This window comes from uncultured Thiodictyon sp., assembly GCA_903837595.1.
Taxonomy (GTDB): domain Bacteria; phylum Pseudomonadota; class Gammaproteobacteria; order Chromatiales; family Chromatiaceae; genus Thiodictyon.
Genome location: CAILVI010000072.1, coordinates 1 through 5,189 on the forward strand (window position 1 = coordinate 1; position 5,189 = coordinate 5,189).

The window sequence follows — 5,189 nt, forward strand, 5'->3', positions numbered from 1 at the left end:
CGGGCCTCGACTGGGCAAGGTGCCCGGTGCCCTGGGACCTTCACCAGGTGGTCACGGTTGCAGGATCGGCACCGGCCGGGCTTGACTGGGCAAGGTGCCCGGTACGCGGGGAGGTTGACCAACTCGCCAAGGTCGCAGGATCGGCACCCGCTCGAACTCGCTGCGGCAGGATCGGCGCCGGCCGGGCCTCGACTGGGCAAGGCGCCCGGTGCCTTGGGAGGTTGACCCGCTCGCCACAGTCGCAGGATCGGCACCCGCTCGAACCCGCCGCGGCAGGATCGGCGCCGGCCGGGCCTCGACTGGGCAAGGCGCCCGGTGCCTTGGGAGGTTGACCCGCTCGCCAATGTCGCCGGAGTGGCACCGACTCGAACCCGCCGCGATAGCATCGGCGCCCGCCGGGCCTTGACTGGGCAGGGTCCCCGGTCTCAGACCTCTGGGTTAAGCTCTGGCGGTAATTCGTGTCCGTTGCTCTTGAGCCAACGCGCAGCCTTGTCTGCGTTAAGCTTCTTCCAGCTATCGGCTTCGGGGTCAATGCCTGGGCTGTGAAGAACCCACCCATCGAGCTTTGTTTGATACAACGCACACGGCCTGCTAAAGCCAGTGTCCAAGGTGGCGAACTCGTCTGACGCTTCCCACTTCCTGCGGGCTTCTTCGTCATCGAACACACCGCGGGGTGATACTTGGTGCAGCATAAGAACGCTCCATAGTAGGCGTTGACAGGGATACACAGATCGAACGGGTTTAGAATCTTGCGCAAATGAGAATAATTCTCAGTTCACAATGCAGCTAGACGGCTGCCAAACTCTGCCAAGAACCGCGGCTCGCTGCGCGGGGCACTGAGGGAAAGCCCCAGAGGGACCCGCGAACGCGCGGCGCGTGTATTAACGGGGCCGGGACCAAGACGACGGGGCCGGGTGCCCGGTGCCTGGGTAACCGCTCCCACCGTTGGCCAGTGCCAGGGCCTAGCGACTGCCGACCGTGATCATCGGCGCCAGTGCCTACAGAACGCCTCTGGCTGGCCCGTGGGGGGCGCTGCACAGGTGACGGCACCCGATGGCACGCGGTGCAGATGGCTGGCGCATGTACGGGGCTGCTATCGCGTTCGATCATTGCGGCGGCGGGATGCCATGGACTTGCTTCAGACACTGCTAGGGGGTACGGGGGTATTTATGGGTACCGTCTGCCCCTATAGTTTATTTTGTCAGTGACAGTTTTTCGCGAGGGTTAGAAAAATACCCCCGCTTACCCCGATACCCCCGGCAGGTGCGCACCGCCAGCGCTCGGTAATATCTGTATGCTCGGTGAGTTTAGTAGCATCATCAAAGGATAGCAGAATTGGGGGCGTCAGTGGTCTTGGTCGGTCGGTGCCGCCACATCTACCCACCAGTAAGACGCGTCTCGCCGGTTTGGTACGTTCTTTACACACACGCCATCAAGCGGTTTCCCCTTTATTTTCCTTAATATATGTCCTATATGTGGTACGCTCCATGCTTTAGGGTCGGGCTTGAAGACAGCGATTGCCGCCGCCCGTAGTTCACGAAAGGGGGGACTGTCCATCTCCCCATCTTCGACAGCGCAGAGAAAGCCGCGCAGCTCGCTGGCCAAGACTGGGTTAGGAAGGGCCGCCCGCCAGGCGCACAGAAGCGCACCAACCGCGGCATAGTCAAACCATTGAGGGTCACCGCCAAGACACAACCGGAACCCTTGCGGTTCGGGCTCGGGTTCAGCCACAGGGGCGGGGGACTCCTTAAGCGCGTCGGGTTCGTGCTGGCGCGGTTCGGGTTCGACCACAGGCGCAGGCAGGGCCGTCGGGGGCGCGGTCGCGGGCTCAGTCCTGCCAAGTTGCCCGGACATCTCAGACACGATGCCCAAGAGGCTAAGCGCCCGATCCTCGGACAGGTAGCCAGCGGACCCACGCGGGCCGCTCGCGACAAGGTTGCAGGTCGCTGCAATCCATGCCAGGGCCGGGGCGGATTGCTCAAGATTCGGGGCGTGCGGGGCCTTGTCCTTGCGGCGGTTGCTGCGCGGTTGTGCTTCGGTGTTGGTCGGCATAAGATCGCCTCTCTTTGACTTTCGCCCGGCCAATGCGCCGGGCTTTTTGTTTTGGTTCATTTCTCGCGCCTATGCCGTTGCAGCGGTGGCGCTGGTACTTGCAACCGTGTTTTCTTCAATCCAGCGGCTAAGGGTCTCGGGTCGATACCGGACATTGACCCCAAGCTTGACGAATGGGGGGCCGCCGCCAGCCACGCGCCAAGCTTGAAGGGTCCGAACCGACATACCCAAGACTTCCGCCGCCTGTTTCTCGTTGATGAGTGCGGCAGGGGCTACGGTCGGCGCTTGGTGGGGCTGGTTACGTTTTACCGTCATATCGTTGCGTCCCGTTCGTGATTGAGCGAGATAGAACGATACCGCCTTGCGGGCGTCTGTGTCTCGCCGTCCAGATACGTGATTTGCGTCTGTGGTGGCGCAATTTGCGTATGCTGTCGCGCGATTTATCCCGGCCCCTTTGGTCGGTCTGGGATACCGGGCAGGCGTGCGGCGGTTGCGTTAGGGGCGCCGATCTATGAAATCCGCCGCCGGGAGCGGCGGGGCTGTGCAAGGATGCACCCCTTCTAATTTCCCGCTCCCGTCTGAGGGCTACCCCTTCCCCCCTCTGGGAGGGGTAAGGGGATCATCACGAAGCGAAGGCGACCCGCGACAGCATCGGGCAGGGGTACGGGGAAGGGGCGCCGACAGTCAGACCATGGGCGACAGACTGAACCCGCAGCGGGCCGGGCTCGCTGCCCTGGGAGCGGTCGCGGTCAGGTGGGGGGCGCGACTCGTGCGCCCGAATCGGCTACCAGGTCCACAACTGCGAACGCGTCACCCGGCAAGCTCCGTGATAAGGCAGCATCGACGGTTCTCGAAAACTTTCTTAAGTAATCAGCTTTCTGGTGCGGCGTTAGGTGCCTGAATAAATAAACCAGGTTGGCTTCTTCAGTAGATAGCTGCGTGCCATATCTGCATTCCTCTGGCGGTCCCTGTCGCCGTGCAGTGTGATATATCGTCATTGCCAATTCTAGGCGCTCCTGTCCGCTGGCGGTCATCTTGTCCTTCATGCGCCGCGCCACATCCACGGCACCGGCCTTAAGGCATATCAAGGCCCGAAGTGCTATTACCATGTCCGCTTCGCTCAATAGACTAATAATTGCGTAGAAAGCCGCCGTGCCGCACTGATTTGATGAATGGTCGGGCCGTGATCCAGTCATGATCGAACCTTGTTGATCGGTTGGGTTGTGGTCGCGCTATCGTTTGCAATCTGCGCGGATTGCTTGCCTCGCACTAAACCAGCTTTGCCACCTTCAGCAAGGCACCCACCACGATGGTGGTCTGAAAGACACCCGCGCCAATAATCCAGCGGGTTAAGTCGGCTTTGGTCTGGGCAATGTTGCGCTTCATTTCAACCCGCAAGATTTCGATTGTGTGCCGCAAGTTGTTATCCTGTCTATCCATTTTTGTCTCGGTAGCGTTTAGCCTATCCAGGATTTCGGCCATGGTCCGGGCAAGGGTCGCGGCTTGCTGTGCGCTGAACCCGCCAGCCTTAAGGGTGTCGGAATAGGCGAGGGTGTCAAGAATGAATGTGACCATAGACGGGACTCCGGGCGTAAATGGTTCTCGTCACTTTGCCGCAGTCCGGCCGCGGGTCGGAAGCTCGGTAACCTCTGCCGTGGGGGTCAGTCCGGCCGCCCCCATCAGTCGTGCGCCGTGTTGGTCCAGGGCCGCCCGTACAGAATCCTCCCCGAACCGAGCATAGACCGCGGTTGTGGATTGGTTGGAGTGATTCAGTACCCGCCCGATCAGGTGCAGCGAGTTGCCCGACTGTGCAAGCCAACTGCCGACCGTGCGCCGCAAGTCATGCAGCCGCACATCTTCGACACCGGCCGCCGCGCGGACCCTGCCCCAAGGCTTGCTCACGTTGACCAGGTGTGCGCCCGGGAGCTTGCCGGGCAGAATGAAGGGGTTGTCATCTGCCCGGGGTAGGTCGCGCAGCAAGGCCACGGCGGGAGGGCTCAAGGGGATGTAATGCACTCGCCCGGCCTTGGTATCGGGTAACCGAAGCTCTGCCCGGGTCCAATCCACATCAGCCCATTGTGCCTTGAGTAGTTCGGACTTCCGGCAGCCGGTCAGCAGATAGAGCCACAGGGCCGCGCGGGCTGATTCGTTCGGTTCTTCGTTGATCGCTTGGGCTAGGCGGGGCAGTTCGTCAGGGGTAACCCAGCGGTCGCGCTTCGTTTCCCCGAATCGGTCAATGTCGCGGGCCGGGTTGGCTTGGCCTTCAGGCACAAACCCCCATCGCCGGGCAAGCTCGAACATCTTGGACAGCAGAGCAAGCACGCGGTTGGCCTCATAGGGTGCCGTCTTGCCGATCTTGCGGTGTAGGGCCTCCACATCCGGCCGGACAATCGCCCGCGCCTTGAGGCTCGCCCACTTGGGCAGGATGTAACGGTCTATCCGCCGTTGATCCTCGCTCCCTGACTTCTTGGCGTTGCCGTGCCGGTCCATGTAAGCCGCGCACAGGTCGCGCATGGTCTCGCCTTGCCGTTCCTGTTCCCGGACTTGTGCAGGATCGGTACCGCGTACTACATCGCCAAGGGTGACAATCGCCAGCTTGCGGGCTTCGTCGGCGGTCAAATCCTTGCCGAAGGTCCCCAAGGTTAGGAACCGCTTGCGCGTTCCTGCCCGATAGGCAACCAAGAACGCCTTGCGGCCTCCCGGGTAGACCCGCACCCCAAACCCCTTAACTTCGGAGTCCCAGATATAGCACGCGCCGTTGCCGGTGCCGGTGTAGGTCAGGGCGTCAACCGCCCGCTTCGTCAGTTTGACCGGCCCTTGTCTCGTCTCGGTGTCAACGCCCATAATGCCCCCTCGGTTCAGTGATTCGCCCTGTCCCCGTTGGTTGGTTGCTCGGGAATCTGAGCAACCATTGAGCAACCACAAAGGGGCGGATTTGGGCGTACTGTGTCGCAAAGGATAGCACGACTTGAACAGGTAAGCGGTTGTTAAAACGTAGCGAAACGTAACCGATAGGAACTGAGAGAATGCCCGAATCTCAGATTTGTAATCAGCGGGTCGGGGGTTCGACTCCTCTCGCCGGCTCCAATAAAAACAAGGGGATGACCGCAAGGTCGTCCCCTTTTTGTTTGCGAAAG

General features: G+C 61.4%; 3 protein-coding genes. All 3 read right to left on the reverse strand.

All coding sequences use genetic code 11. From position 1 onward, the window contains the following. Window positions 1-2,121 precede the first annotated feature (2,121 nt). On the reverse strand, window positions 2,122-2,367 hold the full coding sequence (locus tag QZY44_RS03935; protein ID WP_295442532.1) for a helix-turn-helix domain-containing protein: 246 nt from the start codon (window positions 2,365-2,367) through the stop codon (window positions 2,122-2,124). A gap of 954 nt (window positions 2,368-3,321) precedes the next feature. Then, window positions 3,322-3,627, reverse strand: coding sequence for a hypothetical protein (locus QZY44_RS03940; protein WP_295442535.1), 306 nt, complete (start codon window positions 3,625-3,627; stop codon window positions 3,322-3,324). Between the two features lie 30 nt (window positions 3,628-3,657). Continuing rightward, on the reverse strand, window positions 3,658-4,896 hold the full coding sequence (locus QZY44_RS03945; protein ID WP_295442538.1) for a site-specific integrase: 1,239 nt from the start codon (window positions 4,894-4,896) through the stop codon (window positions 3,658-3,660). Window positions 4,897-5,189 lie beyond the last annotated feature (293 nt).